General features: G+C 39.9%; 16 protein-coding genes and 1 tRNA gene. 14 read left to right on the top strand and 3 right to left on the bottom strand.

The features are described 5' to 3' along the window. The first annotated feature begins 118 nt into the window (after window positions 1-118). The 5 genes from uvrB to ACSVI6_RS06400 all read left to right on the top strand — a co-directional run bounded on the left by uvrB (window position 119) and on the right by ACSVI6_RS06400 (window position 7735). A complete protein-coding gene (gene uvrB / locus ACSVI6_RS06420; protein ID WP_491716624.1) occupies window positions 119-2134 on the top strand; it encodes an excinuclease ABC subunit UvrB in 2016 nt (671 codons plus the stop codon). Window positions 2135-2146: 12 nt separating this feature from the next. Further along, a complete protein-coding gene (gene uvrA, locus ACSVI6_RS06415; RefSeq protein ID WP_491720671.1) occupies window positions 2147-5002 on the top strand; it encodes an excinuclease ABC subunit UvrA in 2856 nt (951 codons plus the stop codon). 148 nt (window positions 5003-5150) lie between these two features. Further along, window positions 5151-6134: a gluconeogenesis factor YvcK family protein gene (locus ACSVI6_RS06410; protein WP_491716622.1), complete on the top strand. Its 984-nt coding sequence runs from the start codon at window positions 5151-5153 to the stop codon at window positions 6132-6134. Window positions 6135-6160: 26 nt separating this feature from the next. Beyond that, window positions 6161-7123, top strand: a complete 963-nt coding sequence (gene whiA / locus ACSVI6_RS06405; protein WP_491719713.1) for a DNA-binding protein WhiA — start codon at window positions 6161-6163, stop codon at window positions 7121-7123. Between the two features lie 18 nt (window positions 7124-7141). Next, entirely contained in the window at window positions 7142-7735 is a 594-nt protein-coding gene (locus ACSVI6_RS06400) for a helix-turn-helix transcriptional regulator (protein ID WP_491719712.1), read from the top strand. Between the two features lie 77 nt (window positions 7736-7812). On the opposite strand, the gene ACSVI6_RS06395 is transcribed toward ACSVI6_RS06400, so the two are convergent. Together ACSVI6_RS06395 and ACSVI6_RS06390 are read right to left on the bottom strand one after the other, a co-directional pair. Further along, window positions 7813-8379, bottom strand: coding sequence for a hypothetical protein (locus ACSVI6_RS06395; protein WP_491719711.1), 567 nt, complete (start codon window positions 8377-8379; stop codon window positions 7813-7815). Between the two features lie 265 nt (window positions 8380-8644). Continuing rightward, window positions 8645-9253 carry an ATP-dependent Clp protease proteolytic subunit gene (locus ACSVI6_RS06390; RefSeq protein WP_491716618.1) on the bottom strand — a complete coding sequence of 203 codons (609 nt, stop codon included), beginning with the start codon at window positions 9251-9253 and terminating at the stop codon, window positions 8645-8647. A 139-nt stretch (window positions 9254-9392) separates the two neighbouring features. Here ACSVI6_RS06390 and ACSVI6_RS06385 point away from each other — a divergent pair, with 139 nt between their 5' ends. Next, window positions 9393-10238: an SDR family NAD(P)-dependent oxidoreductase gene (locus tag ACSVI6_RS06385; RefSeq protein ID WP_491720670.1), complete on the top strand. Its 846-nt coding sequence runs from the start codon at window positions 9393-9395 to the stop codon at window positions 10236-10238. Between the two features lie 42 nt (window positions 10239-10280). Here ACSVI6_RS06385 and ACSVI6_RS06380 read toward each other — a convergent pair. Then, window positions 10281-10352, bottom strand: a tRNA-Arg gene (locus tag ACSVI6_RS06380). Window positions 10353-10648: 296 nt separating this feature from the next. On the opposite strand from ACSVI6_RS06380, the gene gap reads away from it, so the two are divergent. The 8 genes from gap to smpB all read left to right on the top strand — a co-directional run bounded on the left by gap (window position 10649) and on the right by smpB (window position 20254). Next, window positions 10649-11659 (top strand): type I glyceraldehyde-3-phosphate dehydrogenase, encoded by a 1011-nt coding sequence (gene gap / locus ACSVI6_RS06375; protein ID WP_491719709.1) that lies wholly within the window; start codon window positions 10649-10651, stop codon window positions 11657-11659. Window positions 11660-11835: 176 nt separating this feature from the next. Continuing rightward, entirely contained in the window at window positions 11836-13050 is a 1215-nt protein-coding gene (locus tag ACSVI6_RS06370; protein WP_491716615.1) for a phosphoglycerate kinase, read from the top strand. A 165-nt stretch (window positions 13051-13215) separates the two neighbouring features. Beyond that, window positions 13216-13977 (top strand): triose-phosphate isomerase, encoded by a 762-nt coding sequence (gene tpiA / locus ACSVI6_RS06365; RefSeq protein WP_491716614.1) that lies wholly within the window; start codon window positions 13216-13218, stop codon window positions 13975-13977. 232 nt (window positions 13978-14209) lie between these two features. Beyond that, on the top strand, window positions 14210-15529 hold the full coding sequence (gene eno / locus ACSVI6_RS06360) for a phosphopyruvate hydratase (RefSeq protein ID WP_491716613.1): 1320 nt from the start codon (window positions 14210-14212) through the stop codon (window positions 15527-15529). 99 nt (window positions 15530-15628) lie between these two features. After that, on the top strand, window positions 15629-16906 hold the full coding sequence (locus ACSVI6_RS06355; protein WP_491719708.1) for a ClC family H(+)/Cl(-) exchange transporter: 1278 nt from the start codon (window positions 15629-15631) through the stop codon (window positions 16904-16906). A gap of 85 nt (window positions 16907-16991) precedes the next feature. Beyond that, entirely contained in the window at window positions 16992-17228 is a 237-nt protein-coding gene (gene secG, locus ACSVI6_RS06350; protein ID WP_491716611.1) for a preprotein translocase subunit SecG, read from the top strand. A 156-nt stretch (window positions 17229-17384) separates the two neighbouring features. Continuing rightward, window positions 17385-19751 (top strand): ribonuclease R, encoded by a 2367-nt coding sequence (rnr, locus tag ACSVI6_RS06345; protein ID WP_491720669.1) that lies wholly within the window; start codon window positions 17385-17387, stop codon window positions 19749-19751. A gap of 29 nt (window positions 19752-19780) precedes the next feature. Further along, window positions 19781-20254, top strand: a complete 474-nt coding sequence (smpB, locus tag ACSVI6_RS06340) for an SsrA-binding protein SmpB (RefSeq protein ID WP_491716609.1) — start codon at window positions 19781-19783, stop codon at window positions 20252-20254. Window positions 20255-20326 lie beyond the last annotated feature (72 nt).

Here is a 20326-nt window from a genome sequence, read left to right as displayed (position 1 = left end):
AAAAATAGACAACGGTGTTAAAATAAAGTAAACGAGTGGGGGAGGAATCTTCCCCACTTTTTATTACGCTAAAATATTAATTAATTAATATTGAAAGAATTGAAGGGGGATAAATTAGATGGCAGAGATTAATCGAATTACGGATAATAAATTCGACTTGGTTTCAGATTACCAGCCAACGGGGGACCAACCTAAAGCCATTCAAGAGTTGACTGATGGAGTAAAAAAGGGTGATAGGGAACAAATCCTATTGGGAGCAACTGGAACCGGGAAGACGTTTACTATTTCTAATGTGATTAAGAATTTGAACAAACCCACGTTGGTCCTGTCCCATAATAAGACGCTTGCAGGACAGCTTTATAGTGAACTGAAGCGCTTTTTTCCCCATAATGCGGTTGAATATTTCGTTAGTTATTATGATTACTATCAACCAGAAGCATATGTGCCTTCCAGTGATACCTATATTGAAAAGGATTCTTCGATCAATGATGAAATTGATCAATTGCGGCATGCGGCTACCAGTGCGTTGCTAGAACGTAACGATGTAATTGTCGTGGCATCTGTTTCTGCAATTTTCGGGTTAGGGAGTCCTAAGGAGTACTTTGACCACACGATTCCGCTAAAAGTCGGGCAACAAATTGATCGAAATACGTTGCTACGGGAGTTGGTCAACATTCAATTTGACCGTAATGACATTGATTTTCAACGTGGCCGGTTCAGAGTCCGTGGCGATGTGGTTGAAGTCTTTCCCGCTTCTGGGAGTAAGTATGCCTATCGGATTGAATTCTTTGGCGATGAAATTGATCGAATCAGAGAAGTTGATACTTTAACTGGCGAAATTATCAGTGATAAAGATAAAATCGTAATCTTCCCAGCAACCCACTTTTTAGCTGATGATCAGATTATGGATCACGCTTTGGATGGGATTCAAAAGGAATTAAAGACGCAACACGCTAAGTTAGAGTCAGAGGGTAAACTATTAGAGGCCCAACGACTGAAACAGCGGACCACATACGATATTGAAATGATGCGTGAAATGGGTTATACCAACGGGATTGAAAATTATTCTCGATTCATGGATGGCCGTAAACCAGGCGAACCCCCTTACACGTTGATGGACTTCTTTCCGAAGGACTTTTTAATGGTCATTGATGAATCTCACCAAACGATTCCCCAGGTTGGGGGGATGTATAATGGTGATAAGGCCAGAAAAGAGCGTTTGATCGAATATGGGTTTAGATTGCCGAGTGCCCTTGACAACCGACCATTAAAAATGCCTGAATTTGAGGATCACATCAACCAAGTCATTTACATGTCTGCAACTCCGGGACCTTATGAATTAAAGCATGCTGACCAGGTGGTTCAACAAATTATTCGACCAACCGGATTATTGGATCCAATCGTAAAGGTGCGGCCAATTATGGGGCAGATGGATGATTTAGTGGGTGAAATCAACCAAAGAATCGAACGCAACGAACGGGTTTTCGTGACAACGTTGACCAAGAAGATGTCAGAAGATTTGACTGATTATCTCAAGGATCTAGGAATCAAGGTACGCTACTTGCATAGTGATATCAAGACTTTAGAGCGGACCAAAATCATCCACGACCTCCGTGCTGGTAAATTCGATGTGTTGGTCGGCATTAACCTCTTGCGGGAGGGAATTGACGTCCCTGAAGTTTCATTAGTAGCAATTCTAGATGCTGATAAGGAAGGTTTCTTGAGAAATGAGCGTTCACTGATTCAAACCATCGGACGGGCAGCCAGAAATGAAAACGGTGAAGTAATCATGTACGCTGATTCGATGACCGATTCAATGAAAAAAGCAATTGATGAAACGCAACGGCGGCGTGAAATTCAAGAAAAATACAATCATGAACATGGAATTACGCCACACACGATTAAAAAAGCGATCTCCCCAGTTATCTCGGTCAGTGGGGATAAAATTGAGGCTGAAAATGCCGAGTCGAATAACGAAATTATTGAAACTGATTTTAAGAAGATGACGAAACCAGAAAAACAAGCAATGATTGGGCGGCTGGAAGATGAAATGCAAGATGCATCGAAGCGGCTTGATTTTGAACATGCTGCGAACCTTCGGGATACGATTATTGAACTACAAGCAAAAATGTAAGGATGGTGCTAAGTGTTAAACGATAAAATTATTATTCGTGGGGCGCGTGAACATAACCTCAAGGACATTAACGTTACAATTCCTAAGAATCAATTAACGGTGATGACTGGTTTATCGGGCTCTGGAAAAAGTTCATTGGCCTTTGATACGCTATATGCAGAGGGACAACGTCGCTACGTAGAAAGTCTGTCTTCCTACGCTCGGCAATTTTTAGGCCAGATGGATAAGCCCGATGTTGATTCGATTGAAGGGTTGAGTCCAGCCATTTCGATCGATCAAAAAACAACCTCTCATAATCCCCGTTCAACAGTGGGGACCGTTACCGAAATTAATGACTACTTTAGATTGTTATGGGCACGGGTCGGGACGCCGATCTGCCCTAATGATGGAACCAAGATTACTAGTCAATCGGTCGATCAAATGATGGGTGAGTTAATCAACTTGCCAGAACGCACACGGCTCCAGATCTTAGCTCCCGTTGTTCGTGATAAAAAGGGGCAACATAAGGAACTGCTCAAAAAAATTAAACGTGAAGGGTTTGTCCGCATTCAAGTTGATGGTGAAGTAATGGACTTGGATGATTCGATTGAATTAGATAAAAATAAACGGCATACCATCAATGTCGTGATCGATCGAATCATTATTAAAGATGGAATTAAATCGCGGTTATCGGATTCATTGGAAGCGGCGTTACGGTTAAGTGATGGGTATGCAATTGCCGATTTCATGGGTAAACGTGATAACATGGTCTTTTCAGAACACTATTCATGTCCATTTTGCGGTTTTACGGTTGGTAAGTTAGAACCCCGCTTGTTCTCTTTTAACTCACCATTAGGGGCTTGTCCTGACTGTGATGGGTTAGGGGTCAAACTTGAAGTAGATCAGGATTTAGTGATTCCTGATCGGACTAAGACCTTGGCACAGGGGGCATTAGCACCTTGGAACCCAATTAGTTCAGAATACTACCCGAACATGTTAAAACAGGCGTGTGAGCAATTCGGTATCGATATGAATACTCCGTTCAATAAATTGCCGAAAAAGCAACGTGATCTAGTGCTTTATGGTTCAGGAAAGAAGCAGTTCCATTTTAATTTTGAAAGCAATTTTGGTGGGACGCGTGATCTCGATATGCCATTTGAAGGGGTCATGAATAATATCGATCGAAGGTTCCATAGCACCAATAGTGAGTTCACGCGCAAAACAATGCGTGAATACATGACTGAATTGACCTGTCAGACTTGTCATGGCTATCGGTTGAACGAACGGGCATTGTGTGTGAAAGTGGCCGATCAAAACATTAGTCAAGTATCAGCAATTGACGTTGAAAAAGAATTGAATTACTTTCACCAACTTCATTTTGGTGAAAAGGATTCCGTGATCGCTAAACCGATTATTAAAGAAATTATTGACCGCTTAACCTTTTTGAAAAACGTTGGGTTGGATTATCTTACCCTGGCCAGAACTGCTGGTACCCTTTCTGGGGGCGAATCGCAACGGATTCGCTTGGCAACACAAATCGGTTCTAATCTTTCAGGAGTGCTTTATGTTCTAGATGAACCTTCAATCGGGTTGCACCAAAGGGACAACAATCGTTTGATCAAATCGCTGCAATCAATGCGTGATTTGGGGAATACGTTGGTCGTGGTTGAACACGATAAGGATACCATGGAGGATGCGGATTACATTGTTGATATCGGCCCTGGAGCTGGGCAAAATGGTGGGCAGGTGATGGCTGCTGGGACCCCAGCACAGATCGCTAAGAACCCTAAATCATTGACGGGTCAATATCTTTCTGGTAAGAAGTTTATTCCAGTTCCTTTAAAACGGCGAAATGGCAATGGTAAAAAAATTACAATTACTGGAGCACAGGAAAATAACCTAAAGGATGTAACGGTTAGTTTCCCCCTTGGCGAATTTGTAGTTGTTTCTGGCGTATCTGGTTCCGGTAAATCAACGTTAGTGAACACGATTTTAAAGCGGGCTCTCGCTCAGAAACTGAATCATAATTCAGCACGGCCCGGAAAATACAAGTCAATTCGTGGCTACAAGAACATCGAAAAGCTAGTTAGTATCGATCAAAGCCCAATCGGCAGGACCCCAAGGAGTAATCCAGCCACTTATACCGGTGTTTTTGATGATATTCGCGATCTCTTTGCGGAAACCAACGAGGCTAAGCTACGCGGGTATAAGAAGGGTCGTTTCAGTTTCAATGTGAAGGGTGGCCGATGTGAGACTTGTCATGGGGATGGAATTTTAAAGATTGAAATGAACTTCCTCCCCGATGTCTACGTTCCCTGTGAGGTTTGTCATGGAAAGCGTTATAACGCTGAAACCTTGGAGGTTGAATATAAGGGCAAGAATATTTCAGATGTTTTAGACATGACGGTTAGCGAAGCCCTGAAGTTCTTTAAGGCAATTCCTAAAATCACTCGGAAATTGAAGACGATTGATGAAGTCGGGCTTGGCTATGTTAAACTAGGTCAATCCGCCACCACGCTTTCCGGTGGGGAAGCCCAACGGATGAAGCTGTCAGCTGAACTGTACAAAAAATCAAACGGAAAGAATTTCTACATCCTTGATGAACCAACGATTGGGTTGCATACCGATGACATTGGACGACTCTTGAAAATTTTGCACGAGTTAGTTGATAAGGGCAATACGGTATTGGTCATTGAGCATAGCTTGGATGTGATCAAAACAGCTGATTACTTGATTGACTTAGGTCCCGAAGGTGGGGATGGTGGTGGCCAAATCGTTGCGACTGGTACCCCAGAAGAAGTTTGTCAGGTTAAAGCTAGTTATACTGGCCAGTATCTAAAACCGGTTTTGGAGACTGATACTGAAAGAACTGAAAAATTAAATAAATGATAAGAAAAAGACGAATGTTCGTCTTTTTTTGTTTTATGATCAAAAAGAAACACCAGGTATGTTATACTAAAAGTTATGGTGATTTAGGCCATCTAAAAATAAAATTAATTACATTAAAACCATTTCAATAATAAGGAGGGGAATCGGAATGCCACAAATTAAATCACATCAACCTCGAATCGTTGTGATTGGCGGTGGAACCGGGGTCCCAGTGATTCTACGGGCACTTAAGGATAAAGACGTCGACATCACTGCAATTGTTACTGTTGCTGATGATGGGGGATCATCCGGGGTGCTTAGAAACTACATTAACGTGGTGCCACCTGGTGATATTCGAAACGTAATCGTGGCATTATCAGATGCTGATCCTGAATTTTTGAAGCTGTTTCAATATCGTTTCAAGGGAAGCGATAAATTTTTAGCTGGACATGCAATTGGTAATTTGTTGATTACCGCTTTATCTGAGATGAAGGGTAATATTTTTCAAGGGGTTCAAGATTTAACTCGGATTATGCAGGTTAAGGGACACATCTATCCAGCTAGTGATGATCTAATTACCTTGCACGCTGAATTTACTGATGGAACGCAATTAGCTGGAGAATCCGAAATTACTAAGGCCCATAAGATGATTGAACGAGTTTGGGTCGATCGTGATGATCAAATGGGGGCTCCTAAGGCTGTTCAACCGGTAGTTGATGCGATTTTAAACGCTGATCAAATCGTCTTAGGACCAGGTAGTTTGTTTACTAGTATTTTACCGAATTTAATGATTCCAGAGGTACATGATGCGGTCCTTCATACAAGTGCAGAAATTGTTTATATCTGTAATATTATGACCCAAAGTGGCGAAACGAATGGCTTTACTGATTCAGATCACGTTGCGGTTTTGAATCGTCATTTTAACCATAATATTATTGATGCGGTAATGGTGAATAATAAAAAGGTCCCAGTAAACTATATTCACCGCAATGAAGATGAAAGTTCAATTCAAGTTACCCATGATCAATCAGGGCTTTTAAATCAAAATTGTAAGGTAATTACTTCTGATTTCTTAAAACTTCATGACCATGGTGCTTACCATAACGGTGAAGCGGTATCAAATGAGCTTTTGAAGCTGATTGATAATAAATAAATGGGTGACGGAATGGAGTGAGATAAATGTCGTATGCTAGTCAAGTCAAAAAGGAGCTAACGACGCTTAAGGTTCATAGAGAGAACGCTAAACCAGAGTTAATGGCATTGATTAGAATGAATGGTTCTTTAACGATCGTTAACCATGAATTAATTTTAAATGTTCAAACCGAAAACCCTGCGATTGCTAGGCGAATCTATCGTTTATTATTAGAATTTTATGATGTTGAGAGTAATTTAATCGTTCGCAAACGAATGAAATTGAAGAAAAATAATGTATATGTAGTACGAATTACTACCAATACCAAAAAGATTTTAGATGATTTGGGGATTTTAAAGGGGTATGAATTAGTTGAAACGGTGCCGCTTGCACTACTGGAAAGTGATTCCCAAGTTCGTTCTTATTTGCGGGGAGCTTTTTTAGCTGGTGGCTCTGTTAATAATCCAGAAACATCGCGATATCACTTGGAAATTTATTCGTTATACGAAACCCACAACGAAATGATTACTGAGATGATGAATCGTTATCACCTAGAAGCCAAGACCACTAGTCGACGCAGTGGGTTTATTACCTATTTAAAGGGTGCTGAAAAAATTGCTGATTTCTTGCAGTTGATTGGCGCCACCAACTCGATGTTACACTTTGAAGATATTCGAATTGTCCGTGATATGCGTAACTCCGTCAATCGCTTGGTCAATTGTGAGAACGCCAACATGAATAAGGTGGCCAATGCCGCAACGAAGCAGATCGCAAGCATTAACTTTATTGCCGAAACGGTTGGTTTAGACCAGCTTCCAGATAAGTTACGCGAAGTAGCCGAGATTCGCTTAGAGAATAAAGAAGTGACCCTAAAGGAACTTGGTGAATTGGTGCCCAGTGGGGTAATTTCTAAGTCAGGAATTAACCATCGCTTGAAAAAGATTAATGACTTTGCTGAAAATCTGCGCATGCAAACTGAGGAACGGATTGCGGCAATGGAAAACGAATAGTTAATAAAAGGGATTGAAATGAAATTAGGTCAAAAATTAAAAAAATCAAGGAATAAAGTTAATTTAACCCAAAACGACGTTGCTGATCATCTGCACGTTTCTAGAAAAACGGTGTCTGGATGGGAAAATGATAGGAGCGTTCCTGATATTTACACGATTAAACAGCTTTCAGAATTATATAATACGGATTTGATTGCAGTTTTGGATCATCCAAAAGCTAAGGAGCACAGTACTAACAAGGGTCATCAAATTAATTATGCCTTAATAGCTTGGTATTTTAATTTGTTAGCAATGGGGCTGAATTTATTTAATTTATTTACGGGATTTCTAGATTTTTCTTTTTTCGTTGAAATAATTGCTATAATTCTATTCTTTTCAATCCACGTTTATTATTTTAATAATAAAGTTACAATTAGAAATAAAATGCCATTTTCATGGTTATTTTTATTAGTGATGACAGCACTATTTTTTACCTTACAAATCGAAAAGCTAGCTCGATTAGGATTTGAAATTGCTACTTTTACGTATGTCGGTGCTCTTTTTAGGGCAATTGTCCTTGACTATGGTGTTTTAATTATATTTACGTTTAAAGAAGTCAGGGGAAAAAATTAATTTTTAATATCAATTAAAAACACACCTTAGAACGGTCTTATTGACGGTTTGAAGGTGTGTTTTTATTAGATGTTAATTTAAAAATTAGTTAATGGAACTTGGATGATAGTCAGCAATACAAAATAAATGATCATTGCAATTATTAATTGATGCCAATGGGCGTGCAACGTAATTTTAAAAGCATTAGACCACTTTGCAAGATAATTACGATCGGATTGGAATTTAATGCCATGAATGGTTTGAATTGAAACGGTAGCAAACATATAGATTAAAACAATATAGCTGATATTGAAAATAATTTTGATTAGTGATCCACCAATATTGTTTAATGAAAAGTTGCTAATGATCGAACCAATTCCACCAAAAACTACCGCCGTACTAATGAAGCATAGTGCTTTAGTTATCCAAGCAATTGGGATTAATGAAAGGATTACGTAAATAATCAGAATCCTGATTAAATATGTTAAAGCCGCTATTAAAGTATAAACGGTTGGCACTGCTATTAGGGTGCTTAAATCATCAGCATTTAAAGCACTGATGATTAGGTTAGCTATAAATAATAGAACGGCTATAATTGCCCACCATTTAATTGTAGAACGAGTCACCCTTAGATTTAAGATGATTTTATCGATTATGTTTTCCATTGTTCCTCCTTGTTAAATATTAAATTAGTTATTGTACAATTTATTATGAGTATAGTATCAAAGCATTGATAAAAATGGTAGCTTATCCCTATTTCTAAGGGTGAATTACTGGGCGGATTTATGGTTACAAATTCGATTGAAAGCTTGCCAAATCAATGTTTTAACGTGTCTTATTTTCTAAGCCCCAATTTTTATAAACAAAAAAGCAGTAGCCAATTAATTGACTACTGCTTTTAAATTAATTATCCCAATTATAAGGGATTAATTATTTTTTAGTATCTTTATCTTGTTCATTCTTGCTGGTCATAATTCCATCTAGTAATCCATACTTAACGGCTTCTTCAGCAGTTAAGTAGTTATCACGATCGGTATCACGGTTAACCTTAGCAACCGTTTGGCCAGAGTTTTCGGATAAGATCTTGTTTAACATCTTTCTAGCGCTCAAGATGGATTCTGCTGCGATTTCAATATCGCTTTGCTTTCCTTGAGCACCACCAGATGGTTGGTGAATCATAACTTGGGCGTGTGGTAATGCGAAACGTTTGCCCTTAGTACCTGATGAAGCAAGTACACTGGCCATTGAAGCAGCCATCCCCATTACAATCACTTGGATATCTGACTTAACGAAGTTCATTGTATCGTAAATCGCCATTCCAGAAGTGATGACCCCACCTGGTGAGTTAATGTATAGGTAAATATCTTTATCAGAATCTTGTGCATCCAAGAATAATAATTGAGCAATAATTGAGTTTGCCATATCGTCTTCGATTGGGCCGGATAACATGATAATCCGATCCTTTAATAACCGAGAGTAAATGTCATAAGCTCTTTCGCCGTTAGCGGATTGCTCGATTACAGTTGGGATTAAGTTCATTTTAAATGTCCCCCTAAATTTTGATTTAATTTGAAAATTAGACTATTTAAATTCTATCTTAATAGTCAATGAAGGTCAAAACATTTGCCCACAAAGCGATGTATAAAATCACTGCAAATAATTGAATTATCTGCTCCGATTGACACCATTATACATCGGCTATGTTATTATTTTAAATAATGATATCACGATTGGTGGGGGAAACAACATGGAAACCGTATTGATTACTGGGGCAACTGGAGGACTTGGAATTGAATTTGCTCAATTGGCTGCTAATGATGGCCATCAACTGATTTTAGTGGGCCGTAACGCTGATAAGTTAACCCACCTGCAAAGTAAATTAGCGCAACGATTTAACGTGCCGATTAACACGATTACCGTTGATTTTAAAGATCTATCAGCTGCCCAAACCATCTTTGACCAGGTTCAATCAGCTGGCCTGACTGTTGATTATTTGATCAACAATGCGGGATTTGGTGGCCAGGGGACATTCATGGATCGTACGGGTTCACAAGATATTAACATGCTACATGTTAATGCTGAAGCCCCCACGCGGTTATTAAAATTATTTCTCCCCCAGTTTGTTAAGCGCAACGCTGGACGGGTGTTGAACGTCGCTTCGGTGGCAGCGTTGGTGCCTGGTCCGATGCAGGCCGAATATTTTGCCACTAAGGCATACTTGGCTTCGCTTGGCAACGCCGTCAGCTCTGAATTATCAGATACACAAGTAACCGTGACCACCCTGTTGCCTAGCGTAACTGAAACAGGCTTTGCTACGGCTGGAAACTTAACTAGCACCAAGCTATTTGCCCACGGTGCCAATGCTAGTAAGGTTGCTAAACGGGGCTATCGTGGAATGATGAAGGGGAAGCTAAATGTTTTTGCTGGATTGCAATGGTGGCAACGACCATTAGTGCGATTTCTCCCGATTTTGCCCAAGAATTTAGTAATGGCAGTTATCAAGCGCCAACAAACGAATCAATAAAAAAAACGTTAGCAGTAAAGCTGCTAACGTTTTTTATCTGAGTGCGCCTGGGGGGAATCGAACCCTCATCTCAAGAACCGGAATCTTACGTGCTATCCATTACACTACAGGCGCATATGATTATATTTTTCAATCGAACAATATAAAACTATATCGTAAAAATGATGAAATTGCAAGGGGCGTTATTAGAAATTTAAACAGTAAGGCCTATGTTTTGCAAATTATGAAAGCGGTTGATATACTGCAATATAAAGATAATTATTACCTAGTAAATTGCTTTGACAGTTGTTTTTGTTCAAAAATTTTATTGAGCAATGGGGCTGACACTAGCAGTAAAAAGTGGTAGTATACTGTTGTACTGCTTTAAAATAATATTTATCTTATTATTTCCTAAAGGAGGAAAATTCAGTATGACTGTAAAAATTGGTATTAATGGTTTTGGACGCATTGGACGTTTAGCTTTCAAGCGGATCCACGAACTTAACTCAAGCGACATCGAAGTGGTAGCTATCAACGATTTAACTACTCCATCAATGTTAGCTTACTTATTGAAGTACGACTCAACTCACGGTAAGTTCCCAGGTAAGGTTTCTTCAACTGACACTGGTATCGTGGTTGACGGTAAGGAATACCCTGTATACGCAGAAAAGGATGCTTCACAAATTCCTTGGGTAAAGAACAATGGTGTTGACTATGTTCTTGAATGTACAGGTTTCTACACTTCAGCTGAAAAGTCACAAGCTCACTTGGACGCTGGCGCAAAGCGTGTCTTGATCTCAGCACCTGCTGGTCAAATCAAGACTGTTGTTCCTGGTGTTAACTTGGACACTCTTAACGCTGACGACAAGATCGTTTCTGCTGGTTCATGTACTACTAGTAGTATTGCACCATCAGCTTACTTCTTGAACAAGGAATTCGGTATCAAGGTTGGTACTATGACTACTATCCATGCCTTCACTTCCACTCAAGCTATCTTGGATGGTCCTAGAGGTAAGAAGATGAGAAATAACCGTACTGCTAGCGCAAATACGATTCCTCATTCAACTGGTGCTGCTAAGGCGCTTGGTTTAGTTGTTCCAGAATTACAAGGTAAGTTAAACGGTGTTGCTCAACGTGTTCCATTAGTTGACGGTTCATTAACTGAATTAACTGCTATTTTGGACAAGAAGGTTACTGCTGACGAAGTTAATGCAGCAATCAAGAAGCATACTGAAGGTAACGAAGCTTTCGGTTACGCTGAAGATCCAATTGTATCAAGTGATATCATTGGTGATACCCACGGATCAGTATTTGATCCTACCCAAACTGACGTAACTACTGTTGGTGATGACCAATTAGTTAAGGTTTGGACTTGGTACGATAACGAATGGGGCTTCACTTGTAACATGGTTCGTACTTTATTGAAGTTTGCTCAACTATAAAAAGCAGTTTTAATTAAATTAAATAATTAAAATCTAAAAAAGGTGGGGGAGGTTACTCTTCCACCTTTTTATTATATTTAACATTTTAATATGGCTGACCTTTTGCTTTGAGATTAGGTTCTAAATGCTGTATTATTAAAAGTGTTAAGTTAATATTTATTTAGGAGGTATCTAAATTGGCTAAATTAACTGTTTCTGATTTAGATTTAAAAGATAAAAAAGTATTAATGCGTCTTGATTTCAACGTTCCAATTAAGAATGGTGTAATCGGTGATGATAACCGTATCGTAGCAGCACTTCCTACGATCAACTATGTTGTTGATCATGGTGGTAAAGCAATTATCTTCTCTCACCTTGGCAGAATCAAGAGTGAAGACGATAAAAAAGAATTATCACTACGCCCAGTTGCTGAACGGCTTTCAAACTTATTAAATAAGCCAGTAACTTTCGTTCCTACTACTGAAGGTCCTCAATTAGAAGATGCTATCAATAAGATGAACGACGGTGATGTTTTATTAGTTGAAAACACTCGTTACGAAGATGTTGTTAACGGTGAATATGTAAAGCGCGAATCTGGTAATGATCCAAAACTTGGTGAATACTGGGCTTCACTTGGTGATGTATTCGTAAACGATGCATTTGGTACTGCTCACCGTTCTCATGCCTCAAACGTTGGAATTGCTAAGGCAATGGAAGCTGCTGGTAAGCCAGCTGCGGTTGGTTTCTTAATGGAAAAGGAAATCAAGTATCTTGGCAATGCCGTTAATGATCCTAAGCGTCCATTTGTTGCCATTTTAGGTGGTGCTAAGGTTTCTGATAAGATTACCGTTATCGATAACTTATTAGATAAAGCTGATAAGGTTATCATTGGTGGTGGAATGACTTATACTTTCTACGCTGCCAAGGGAATCAAGATTGGTAATTCATTAGTTGAACAAGACAAAATCGATTTAGCTAAGCAAATTTTAGACAAGGCTGGCGACAAGTTAGTATTACCTGTTGACAACGTTGTTGCTGATAAATTTGCTAACGATGCTAAGACTGAAATCGTTGAAGGTGACATTCCTGATGGAATGATGGCTTTAGATATCGGTCCTAAGTCAATTCAAGAATTTGAAAACGTCTTAAGAGATGCTAAGACTGTTGTTTGGAACGGACCTATGGGTGTGTTCGAAATGAGCAACTTCGCTAAGGGAACTTTAGCAGTTGGTGATTTCTTAGCTAACTTACAAGATGCTACTACGATTGTTGGTGGTGGTGACTCTACTGCTGCTGTTAAGCAATTAGGAATCGCTGACAAGTTAACTCACGTTTCTACTGGTGGTGGAGCTTCACTTACTTATCTTGAAGGTAAGACCCTTCCAGGAATTGCTGCAATTTCCGATAAATAATTTTGATTATTTATTAAAAGTCGTGCTGATTGCACGGCTTTTTTGTTTACATATATTTTCCTTAAGTTTCCAATCCGAATTGCTTAAGGAAAAATATTTATAGTAAAATGATTGGGTACGAAGACACTCAATCGTGCTAATATCCTGATAAGGGGGAGCTTATTAATGAGTGCCCAAAAACGGGTTCCATTTATTGGAGCTAACTGGAAGATGTACTTGATGCCAGATCAAGTGATTCCATACATCGAAACGATTAAAAATCAAATTCCGCGGCCAGCTGAAGTCCAGGTGATGATTGCGGCTTCACCACTGTACCTATGGCCGCTATTAGAACATGCTAGTGGGACCGATGTCATTATTGGCGCTGAAAATTGTGATTATCATGATACCGGGGCTTACACTGGTGAGGTTAGCCCGAAGGCGTTGGCTGAGGCTGGTGTTACCTATTCGATTGCTGGTCATTCTGAACGCCGCCATTATTTTGATGAAGATGATGAAGTCGTTAATAAAAAGGTTCATGCATTGCTGCGGAATCATATCAATCCGATTGTTTGTTGTGATGAGACGTTAGTTAGGACCGAGACTTCAGACGGGGTGCATTGGGTGGTTAGCCAGGTGATCGCAGCATTTAAAAACGTTTCAGAATCAGATGCGTTGCATATGATGATTGCCTATGAACCGCGGTGGGCAATTGGAACTGGAATTACCGCTAGTTCAGCTGAAGCTGAAGAGGGGTGTGCATTGATCAGGCAAACGATCAGTCGGCTTTATTCATCAGAAATTGCCGATTCCATTCGAGTTTTATACGGTGGAAGTGTTAATCCCAAAAATGTAAAGGCACTAATGGCACAACCTGACATTGATGGTGTTTTAGTCGGAAGTGCAAGTCTTGATCCCAAAGAATTCCTAAATTTAATTCATTATTAATTTTTCCGATAATTATAGTTGATTTATTGGTTTTAAAAATCAAAAAATGGTATCATAACAATGTAGATGATGAATAAATGATATATTTATTCAGTTTTAAAGGGGTGTTGGACAGTCCCTGATAAAATGTTTCATATTTTGTCGTAAACTTTGTTTTGCAAGGTTGTTCATACTACGGCTCATTGGTTTTGTACCCAATGGGTAATTAACTTTCACTTAAGGAGAGAATACAATGTCAATTATTTCCGATATTTTTGCTCGCGAAGTCCTAGACTCACGTGGTAACCCTACTGTTGAAGTAGAATTATATACTGAAGCCGGTGCTTTTGGCCGTGGAATCGTTCCATCTGGTGCCTCAACTGGTGAACATGAAGCTGTTGAATTACGTGATGGCGACAAGAACCGTTACATGGGTAAGGGTGTTCTTAAAGCCGTTGACAATGTTAACAACATCATTGCAAAGGAAATCGTTGGTTACGATGTAACTGACCAATTAGCTATTGACGAAGCTATGATCAAGCTTGACGGTACTCCTAATAAGGGTAAGTTAGGTGCTAACGCTATTTTAGGTGTTTCTCTAGCTGCTGCTCGTGCTGCTGCTGACGAATTAGGTGTTCCATTATACAACTACTTTGGTGGTTTCAATGCACACTTACTTCCAACACCTATGATGAACGTTATCAATGGTGGTAAGCATGCTAACAACAAGGTTGACTTCCAAGAATTCATGATTATGCCCGTTGGTGCTAAGAGTGTTAAGGAAGCTATTCGGATGGGTTCAGAAACCTTCCATAACTTAAAGAGCATCTTAAACGACCGTGGTTACTCCACTGCCGTTGGTGATGAAGGTGGATTTGCTCCTGACTTACAAAACAACGAAGAACCATTCGAAATCTTAGTAGAAGCAATTACTAAGGCTGGTTACAAGCCAGGTAAGGACATTTCAATTGCCTTTGACTGTGCTTCATCAGAATTCTACGATCCAAAGACTAAGAAGTACAACTTAGTTGGTGATGGTAAGTCATACTCAGCTGATGAATTCGTTACTTTACTTGAAAGCTTAGTAGACAAGTACCCAATCGTTTCAATCGAAGATCCTTTGGATGAAAACGAATGGGAAGACTGGCAAATGGCTACCCGTCGCTTAGGTAAGAAGGTTCAAATCGTTGGTGATGATTTATTCGTTACTAACACTGATTACCTAGCTAAGGGAATTAAGATGGGTGTTGCTAACTCAATCTTAATCAAGCTTAACCAAATCGGTACCTTAACTGAAACTGTTCGTGCCGTTGAAATGGCTAAGGAAGCTGGATACACTGCTATCATCTCACACCGTTCTGGTGAAACTGAAGATACTACTATCTCAGACTTAGTTGTTGCTCTTAACGCTGGTCAAATCAAGACTGGTTCAATGAGTCGTGGCGAACGGATCGCTAAGTACAACCAATTAATGAGAATCGAAGACCAATTAGGCAAGGTTTCTCAATACAAGGGAATTCACTCATTCTACAACTTGAGTGAACAAGCTCGTGAAAACATTATCAACAAGTAATTAAATTTATTTGCTGCTCAAAAGCTTTGGAACTTGGTTCCAAAGCTTTTTTGTTGTGTTATGATAATAATTAATATGATTCGGGAGCTGAATTAAGGGATGCAGAAGTTAAATTGGAAACAAATTGCGTATTTATGGGATGGAGCGTTAGTTGGTCTTGCCGTTGGTGCGGTGGTGAGCCTCTTTCGGTGGTTGATTGAAATGGACTTAGACTGGGTCAAGCAGCTTTATCAAGCGGCCCATGTGAATCATCTCTGGTTGCTTTTAATGCTGTTGATCAACATTTTAATCTGTTTGTTCGTGGGGTGGTGCATTAAAAAATCGCCAGACATCAAGGGTTCTGGAATCCCACAGGTCGAGGGCCAGCTTGCCAACCGTCTTGATTATCCCTTTTGGCCGATCCTATGGAAAAAATTCGTTGGCGGGGTGCTTGCGATCGGGAGTGGATTGTTCTTAGGTCGCGAGGGACCATCGATTCAACTGGGTTCGACGACTGCCCAGGGCATTGCTAAGTGGCAAGGGTTAACCGGCAGTGCCCGACGGGTGGCAATTGCCGCTGGGGCGGCAGCGGGGTTATCGGCTGCCTTTAACGCCCCGATTGCCAGTGCGTTATTTGTCCTGGAAGAAATTTACCATGAATTTCCAATGAGGGTCTGGCCGACTACCATTTGTGCCTCCATTGCCGCCAACTTTGTTTCAACGGAGGTATTTGGCCAAACGCCGGTGCTTCATATTGAATATGCACATTCATTCCCGCTTGATCAATACTGGTTGCTAATTATTTTAGGAATCTTATTGGGGCTGGGCGGCATTGTTTACCAACAGGTAACTTTAAATGCCCAGTGGTTCTACCGTCCGTTTCAATTTATGGCTAGTAACTACTTCGTAATGATTCCGTTAGTGCTGGTGATTCCGATTGGTTACTTCCTCCCGATTACGCTTGGGGGTGGGAATGGACTGATTTTAGCAATTGCGAATGCGGTGCCCGGAATTTTAATGCTATTAGTGTACTTAGTAGTTCGTTTTGTTTTTGCAACCCTTTCATATGGCTCGGGGGTTCCTGGGGGGATCTTTCTACCGATCTTAACGCTAGGGGCAATTTTAGGCGCACTATATGGTCAGGTACTAGTTAGTTGGCACTTGATTGCTGCTGGATTAGTAATTAATTTAATCATAATTTCGATGGCAGCGTATTTTGCCTGCATTACTAAATCACCATTTACAGCAGTCCTGTTAATTACAGAAATGGTCGGGACCGTGACCCATTTGATGTCGCTCGCGGTCGTTTCGTTGGTTGCATACGCCGTAGTAGACTTATTGCATGGGCAACCGATTTACAGCCAAATGTTGACCAATTTATTGAAGCGCCGTGATTGATTTTTACTACATTGGAAACCACCAGTTAGATATGGTAAAATGTTGAATAGTAGATTGAGCCTTGAAGAAAATAGGAGGCATTATTTTGTATAACTTTTTAATGACGATATTTTGGATCATTAGTATTTTGATTATTATTGCAGTACTAATGCAACCAGCTAAAACTAACGATGCAATGTCATCTTTGACCGGTGGTGCTGACGACTTATTCTCTAAGTCTAAGCCACGGGGATTTGAAGCATTTATGCAAAGAGTAACAACGGTTCTTGGGATTTTATTCTTTGTGGATGCACTTGCGCTAGTTTGGATCTCATCACATTAATTAAGAAACCTTCTGTTTTACGGCGGAAGGTTTTTTATTATATATTATTGGCGCTATTGAATTACTTTAAAATTAAATAATGTTAAAATATAAGTAGTTAAATTACGAAAATAAAATCGATTAAAATCGAAATCTAGAAATAATGAGGAAACTATTTTGGAAGATAATAAATTAAAAGACGAAATTGAGGCTGTTCTTAAGCAAAATGCAAAGACTAGCTTTGAAGTAAGCGAGCTATCTGATGAATTAGGTTACCATGGTTCAGAAGCCTTTAAGTTAATTGTTCAAGAATTAGCACGCTTAGAGCGCGAAGAAAAAGCCCTAGTTACCCAAGATGGCAAGTTTACAGTAAACCCTAAAGCAATGAAGCCACAGGGGATTTTCCATTCAAATCAAAAGGGATTTGGGTTTGTGGACTTTGATGAAAATGAATCCGATGCATTTATCGCTCCTGAATTTACGATGCATGCAATGAATGGTGATACTGTTGAAATTGAAATCGTAGCACCTGGTGAACCAGACTCAGACAGGGGTCCAAAGGCTAAGGTTACTAAGATTTTAGAACATAATTATACCCAGGTAGTGGGTAATTTTGTTCAAACTGGTGATGATGATGGTTATTACGGCCAAATTGAATTAAAAGATAAGAAGCTACTTAAATTTAAGTTCTTTGTTACAGAAGTGGGCTTGAAACCAACAGCAGGGGAAGTGGTGACTGCTGAAATCACTGAATACCCAAATGATGAACATCCAGAAGCGATGGTGGGAATTGCCAAGCAAGTAATTGGGAGTGTTGACGATCCAGGAATCGATATTCTTCAAATTGTTTACGCTCATGATATCCCATCTCAATTTCCTGAAGATGTTTTACAAGAAGCTGACGCAATCCCAGATCACGTATTAGATTCTGAGTTAGTTGGTCGTGAAGACGTTACTGACCAAAACTTGGTGACGATCGATGGGGAAGCTTCAAAGGATTTAGATGATGCCGTTACCGCTTGGAAACTACCAAATGGTAATTATCACCTTGGAGTTCATATTGCCGATGTTAGTCACTACGTTAAGCCAGGAAGTTTATTGGATGAAGAAGCCTATAAGCGGGGGACTTCCGTTTATTTGACCGATCGGGTAATTCCAATGTTGCCACGGCGATTATCCAATGGAATTTGTTCATTGAACGAAGGGGTAATTCGGTTATGTATGAGTTGTGAGATGGAAATCACCCCAGCTGGAAACGTTGTTAAGCATCGAATCCACCCTAGTTTTATGCGTTCTAAGGCACGGATGACGTATACTGCCGTTAATAAGATCTTAGAATCTAAAGATCCCCAAACGATGGAAGAGTATTCTGAACTAGTGCCAATGTTTGAAACAATGGGTGAATTACACAAAATCCTATACAAGCATCGGAAACAACGTGGTGCAATTGACTTTGATGATCGCGAAGCTGAAATCATCGTGGATGAAAAAGGGCACCCCATCGACATTAAGTTACGGGTGCGGGGCACTGCTGAAAAGATGATTGAATCATTCATGTTAGCAGCTAATGAAACCGTTGCCCAACACTATAGTGAAAAGCATGCGCCATTTATTTATCGGGTCCATGAAACGCCTGATGCAGAACGGGTTAAAAAGTTCTTTGAATTTTTAACTGCGTTTGGAATCGATGTGAAGGGCGATCCCGCTAAATTAAAGCCAAAGATGTTACAAAACGTGCTCAAAAAGGTTGCTGGTAAGCCTGAAGAAGCCGTTGTTTCAGTAATGATGTTAAGAAGTTTAAAACAAGCTCGTTATGCTGATCAATCACTTGGTCACTTTGGGTTAGGGGCTGAATTCTACACCCACTTTACTTCGCCAATTCGGCGTTACCCTGATACTACTGTTCATCGTTTGATTCATTACTATGAAGATAACGGAATTAATAAGGAAAGTAAGGCCAAGTTTGGTGGCGGCTTATTAGAAGAAGTTGCTGATCATTCATCTAAGTGTGAACGGCGTTCGGTTGATGCTGAACGTGATACCGATTCGATGAAGAAGGCTGAATACATGGCTGATCACATCGGCGAAGAATTTGATGCTACGGTTAGTTCCGTGCTTAAATTTGGGATGTTCATTGAACTACCTAACACCGTTGAAGGGCTTGTTCACATTAGTCGGATGAAGGATGATTATTACGAATACGTTGAAAAGTTCCTAGCGTTAGTGGGACGGCGGACGAAGCGGACCTATAAGATTGGCCAAACCGTACGCGTCAAGGTAGTAGGTGCAGATCCTGCACAAAGTACGGTTGATTTTGACATTGTTAATCCAGAAAAAACGCCAACTAGCGACTTGTTGCCAAAACAAAGTCACGGTCACGGTGGCGGCAATCGTCGTTCTAACAACAATCGGAACGGTAATCGCAATCATCGCAACGGTGGTGGCAATCGTAATAGTAATCATGGCGGCGGTCAAAAACGGAGTCACTCTAATAATAACCATCATGGTAATGGTCACAACAATAATAATCACCGCTCCCATTAATCAATTAACTTAAGGTGAGGTGAAATTCTATGGCTAAAAAAAAGCGACAACCAAATGATGATAATTTGATGGCGCAAAACCGAAAGGCGCGTCATGACTATACGATTGAAAGTACGATGGAAGCAGGCATGGTCTTAAGAGGAACCGAGATTAAATCAATTCGCGATCGGCGGGTGAATCTAAAGGACGGTTTCGTAAGAATTAGGAATCATGAAGCCTACTTGGAAAACGTACACATTAGTGAGTACGCTGAGGGGAATCAATTTAATCATGACCCGTTGCGCAATCGGAAATTATTGCTCCATAAAAAAGAAATTACCCGCTTATTAAATGACACTAAAGCAAAGGGAATTACAATCGTTCCACTTAAAATTTATATTAAAAATGGTTTTGCTAAGGTTTTAATTGGTGTTGCTAAGGGGAAACATGAATATGATAAGCGTGAAACATTAAAGAAACGGGATCAAAACCGTCAAATTGATCGCGTCTTGAAGCATTATTAAAAGCGATTCTTAATTTGTTTGAGAACCGCTTTTTGTGGTTACTGGAATGTTTAATGATGATAAAATTAATTA

The sequence above is a fragment of the Nicoliella sp. ESL1106 genome, from assembly GCF_058509965.1.
Note: the sequence above shows the minus strand (reverse complement) of the source record. Positions and strands in the feature narration are given on the sequence as shown.

Bases quoted from the DNA above. Each gene is read 5' to 3' on its own strand.
- ACSVI6_RS06395 (WP_491719711.1), bottom strand. From the start codon at position 8,379: ATGGAAAACATAATCGATAAAATCATCTTAAATCTAAGGGTGACTCGT.
- ACSVI6_RS06400 (WP_491719712.1), top strand. From the start codon at position 7,142: ATGAAATTAGGTCAAAAATTAAAAAAATCAAGGAATAAAGTTAATTTA.
- whiA (WP_491719713.1), top strand. From the start codon at position 6,161: ATGTCGTATGCTAGTCAAGTCAAAAAGGAGCTAACGACGCTTAAGGTT.
- tpiA (WP_491716614.1), top strand. From the start codon at position 13,216: ATGAGTGCCCAAAAACGGGTTCCATTTATTGGAGCTAACTGGAAGATG.
- eno (WP_491716613.1), top strand. From the start codon at position 14,210: ATGTCAATTATTTCCGATATTTTTGCTCGCGAAGTCCTAGACTCACGT.
- ACSVI6_RS06390 (WP_491716618.1), bottom strand. From the start codon at position 9,253: ATGAACTTAATCCCAACTGTAATCGAGCAATCCGCTAACGGCGAAAGA.
- smpB (WP_491716609.1), top strand. From the start codon at position 19,781: ATGGCTAAAAAAAAGCGACAACCAAATGATGATAATTTGATGGCGCAA.
- ACSVI6_RS06355 (WP_491719708.1), top strand. From the start codon at position 15,629: ATGCAGAAGTTAAATTGGAAACAAATTGCGTATTTATGGGATGGAGCG.
- ACSVI6_RS06410 (WP_491716622.1), top strand. From the start codon at position 5,151: ATGCCACAAATTAAATCACATCAACCTCGAATCGTTGTGATTGGCGGT.
- uvrB (WP_491716624.1), top strand. From the start codon at position 119: ATGGCAGAGATTAATCGAATTACGGATAATAAATTCGACTTGGTTTCA.
- gap (WP_491719709.1), top strand. From the start codon at position 10,649: ATGACTGTAAAAATTGGTATTAATGGTTTTGGACGCATTGGACGTTTA.